4 protein-coding genes are annotated in these 4,602 nt (G+C 42.5%); all 4 read left to right on the top strand.

The window, feature by feature from the left end; translation table 11 throughout:
* A partial coding sequence (locus tag Q0296_RS07205) for an AAA family ATPase (RefSeq protein ID WP_298038674.1) occupies positions 1–1,173 on the top strand: 1,173 nt, incomplete at its 5' end.
* Between the two features lie 3 nt (positions 1,174–1,176).
* The gene (locus Q0296_RS07200) at positions 1,177–1,794 is read left to right on the top strand and encodes a phosphatidylserine decarboxylase (protein ID WP_298038671.1); all 618 of its coding nucleotides are present in this window, start codon (positions 1,177–1,179) and stop codon (positions 1,792–1,794) included.
* Between the two features lies 1 nt (position 1,795).
* Positions 1,796–2,527 (top strand): CDP-diacylglycerol--serine O-phosphatidyltransferase, encoded by a 732-nt coding sequence (gene pssA / locus Q0296_RS07195; protein WP_298038669.1) that lies wholly within the window; start codon positions 1,796–1,798, stop codon positions 2,525–2,527.
* Positions 2,528–2,662: 135 nt separating this feature from the next.
* Positions 2,663–4,177, top strand: a complete 1,515-nt coding sequence (locus Q0296_RS07190) for a 2-isopropylmalate synthase (protein WP_298038667.1) — start codon at positions 2,663–2,665, stop codon at positions 4,175–4,177.
* The last annotated feature ends 425 nt before the right edge of the window (positions 4,178–4,602 follow it).

Raw genomic sequence — 4,602 nt, 5'->3', positions numbered from 1 at the left:
GTTGGTGCAAGTAGAGTTAGAGACCTTTTTGAAAATGCAAAAAAAGAGGCCCCAGCGATTGTATTTATAGACGAGATCGATGCGATCGGCAAGAGTAGAAATTCTGGTCCAATGGGCGGAAATGACGAGAGAGAACAGACGCTAAATCAGCTTCTTTCTGAGATGGACGGATTTGACGCGGATAAGTCGCCAGTCATCGTTATAGCTGCTACAAATAGACCTGAAGTTTTGGACGCTGCACTTTTAAGACCGGGTAGATTTGACAGGCAAGTGCTTGTTGATAAGCCTGATTTTAAGGGACGTTGCGACATTTTAAAAGTTCATATGAAAGATGTGAAGATCGATAAAGATGTAAATATAGAAGATATCGCAAGGCTTACGACTGGTCTAGCGGGCGCTGATCTTGAAAATATCATAAACGAGGCTGCGCTTCTTGCTGGACGTAAGTCAAAGGTTTTTGTTGAGCAGGCTGATCTAGTGGAGGCTGTTGAGAGATCGATCGCTGGACTTGAGAAAAAGTCTCGCCGTGTAAATCCAAAAGAGAAAAAGATAGTCACATATCACGAGTGCGGACACGCCTTGATAGCTGAAGTGACAAAAGGCGCAGAGAGAGTTACAAAGGTCTCTGTCGTGCCACGCGGTCTTGCAGCTCTTGGATATACACTAAATACACCTGAAGAGAATAAATTTATGATGCAAAAGCACGAGCTTTTAGCAGAAGTGGATGTGCTTTTGGCGGGCAGGGCAGCTGAAGAGGTCTTTATAAAAGAAATTTCAACTGGAGCTAGTAACGACTTAGAGCGTGCGACTGATATCATAAAAGCTATGGTTAGCATGTATGGTATGAGTGACGTTGCTGGTCTTATGGTCCTTGAAAAGCAGCGCGCGACATTTTTAAATGGCGGACAGACGATAAAAGACTATAGCGACAAGATGGCTGAAAAGGTCGATGACTTTGTAAAAACATTGCTTCACGAGAGATATACAGCCGTGCTTGGCTTGCTTGAAATTTATAAAGGCGCCATTGAAAATATGGTTTCGGCGCTTTACGAAGAAGAGACGATCGAGGGAAAAAGAGTTAGAGAGATCATCAAAAACTACGAAGAAGAAAATGGCCTTGAGAGCAAGCTAGTAGAACACGAAGAAGACGAAAAAGGCAAAAAAGAGGAATAAAAAATGAACGGTTACATCGCAAAAGCAGGGTATAAATATATATTTGTCTTTTTGATTTTATTTCTTTTGTCTTTGCTATTTGGGGTGTTGCCGCTTCTTTTTACATTTTTGTTTTTATTTTTTCTATGGTTTTTTAGAGACCCTGAAAGAGAGCCATTTACAGACGATAAGCTCGCCTTGCTTTCGCCGATAGATGGCAAGATAAAAGAGGTCGGACTTTCTAAATTTGACGATAATGAAGTCGCTAAGATAGTCATACAAAAGCCCTTTTTTGGTGTTGGCACGCTAAGAGCAGTTAGCGATGCAAAAGTTATTGATATAAAAAGAAGACACGGACTATTTTTGTGTCAGGCGATGAAAATTTCAGAGATACTAAACGAAAGAGCGATTATCCGCTTTGAAAAAGATAAGATCAAATTTGCCATGAAGATCATAGCTGGAGTTTTTAGCAGAAGTTTAGAAATTTATAATGTAAGCGCGCTTAAAGCCTCTAGGAAATTTGGCTTTTTGGGAAGCGGCGAGGTGATCTTGTATCTACCAAGAGATACTAAAATCTGCGTTAGTGTCGGCGAGAGCGTGAAAGCTGCTTCGCTTTTGGGATATTTTGAAGAGGAAAAATAAAATGAATAGCATGCAAAAAATGCAGTTAATGTATATCTTGCCAAATTTATTTACGGCTGCGAGCGCTTTTTTAGGCGTTATAAGCATCATTTCATCGATCCAAGGGAACTACTTTAAAGCGATCATCTACATCGTCCTTTCACTTATCCTAGACGGACTTGATGGCCGCGTGGCAAGACTTACAAAGACAACTAGCAAATTTGGCGTGGAGTTTGACAGCCTTGCTGATCTAGTCGCATTTGGCGTGGCTCCGGCGATCTTGTTTTATCTAACTATCGGCAAAAATTTTGGCAAATTTGGAGCGCTTATCGCTGCTATGTTTGTGGTTTTTGGAGCGATCAGACTTGCTCGCTTTAACGTCACCACAGGCACTTACGAGCCAAATGTATTTATCGGACTTCCTATACCAACAGCGGCTATTGTTAGCGTGCTTTGGGTTGGGGTTTATTTGGATTATGAATTTTTGGCTGGGTTTGAGTGGTGCTTGGTGATACTTGAGGCGGTTTTAGCGATCCTAATGGTTAGTAACATCCGCTACCCAAGCTTTAAAAAGATAAATTTCAAACAAACTCACGTGATAAGAATTCTTGTAGGCCTTGTGCTTGCATTTTCGATGCTTTATCTATATCCTTTTGAGAGTGCGACGCTTGTGATGAGCATTTATACGCTTTATGGCATCGTAAGGGCGACCATAATGTTTAGTAAAAATTCCAAAAAAAAGGAGAGCGAATGAGCGAAAATGGCGTTATAAAATCACGCAAATTTTTACCAAAAATCGAAATCAAAAACTCTCTACTGCTACTTTGGTAGCAAATTTCTCTCTATTTATCTCATCAAATTTAAAACAAAATAAAAAATAAGGAAAAACATGGATAAGAATAAAATAATAATTTTTGATACGACTTTAAGAGACGGCGAGCAAAGCCCTGGAGCGTCGATGAACACAGCTGAAAAGCTTCAGATCGCACTTCAGCTTGAAAGGCTTGGTGTTGATGTGATGGAGGCTGGATTTGCGGCTGCAAGCCCAGGGGATTTTGACGCGGTAAATCAGATCGCAAAGCAGGCTTCAAACATCACAGTTTGCTCGCTAGCGCGCGCGGTTGAGCGTGATATCAAGGCGGCTGGCGAGGCACTAGCTCCAGCAAAAAACAAAAGAATTCACACCTTCATAGCAACAAGCCCGATACACATGGAGTATAAGTTAAAAATGAGCCCAGACGAGGTGATCAGGCGTGCGGTTGAGGCGGTACAATACTCAAAAATATTTTGCGATGACGTAGAGTTTAGCTGCGAGGATGCATGCAGAAGCGAGATGAGCTTTTTAAAAGAAATTTGCGACGCAGCGATAAACGCAGGGGCAAAAACCATAAACATCCCAGATACGGTTGGCTACTTGTATCCAGAGGAGATCACAGCTCGCATTAGCGAAATAGTAAAATTTATAGGCGATAGAGCGGTAGTTTCGGTGCATAACCACAACGATCTAGGCATGGCTACGGCAAATTCGCTAGCCGCCATAAAAGCTGGTGCAAGGCAGGTTGAGGGCACGATAAATGGCATAGGTGAGCGCGCTGGAAATGCTGCGCTTGAAGAGATCGTGATGGCTATAAAAACTCGCCAGGACGTCTTTGCACCACTTTACACAGGCATCATCTCAAAAGAAATTTATCCAACTTCAAGGCTGATCGCTAGCATCACAGGCATCGAGCCGCAGCCAAACAAAGCAATCGTTGGCAAAAACGCCTTCGCGCACGAGAGTGGCATCCATCAAGATGGCGTGCTAAAACACAAAGAGACCTACGAGATCATCAGCGCTGAGAGCATCGGTTTAGAGAAAAACTCGCTCGTCCTTGGCAAACACAGCGGTCGCCATGCGTTTAAAGATAAGCTTGCTAGCCTTGGATTTGACCTTGATAGCGAGGCGCTTAATAAGGCATTTGAGAAATTTAAAGACTTGGCGGATAAGAAAAAAGAGATATTTGACGATGATATCAGGGCGCTTGTGGCAGAGGAGATCACGAAAATACCGCAGGCTTACGAGATCACAGACTTGCTTCAAAGTAGCGGTGGCAGCTTAGCAAGTGCTTCTATGAGCATCAGGCACAACGACGAGATTTTTAGCGACTCAGCCCTTGGCAATGGCACTGCTGATGCGATATTTAAGGTAGTTGATCGCATTAGTGGCATTAGTGGCACGCTAAAAGACTACAAGGTCACAGCTGTTTCTCAAGGCAAAGACGCTCTTGCAAAGGTCGATGTAAAAGTCGAGTTTGAGGGCAATGCCGCTGTCATGGGTCACGGACTTGATATCGATACGATGATGGCAAGCGCAAAAGCCTATGTTGGCGCACTAAATAGCTACCTTCGCATACATAAAAACTAAATTTCTGGCTGGCTGCTGAATTTGCAGCTGGCTACTTCAGTTTTAACTCTCTTTGAATAAAGCTTTAAATTTATTGGCTTTTTAAATTTCTAAATCTTTACCAATTTGAAAATTTAATCAAGCTATTTTTGCAAATTTTAAAACTTTACTCACTCGCCTTAGCAACTTACCAAATTCAGGCCTCACTACCGCTTGTCACTGAATTTGGAAGCGTGATATGCTCGCTCATAAATTTTAAAATTTGTCTGACGCCCACTGATATACAAAGGCATGCGGTGCTTTAGCACAATCGCATGCCCCTTAAACGTGCGAGGGGTTTGAGGGATATAAAGGGAGATAAGGGGACGGCTTCGTGTCTGTCCTACAGTTGCGAGCTTGTGAAGCAAAATTCAAGTCCCCTTGTCTCCCTTTTAAATAAAAAGAAA

Source organism: uncultured Campylobacter sp. (assembly GCF_937890585.1).
Lineage (GTDB): Bacteria > Campylobacterota > Campylobacteria > Campylobacterales > Campylobacteraceae > Campylobacter_A.
Note: the sequence above shows the minus strand (reverse complement) of the source record. Positions and strands in the feature narration are given on the sequence as shown.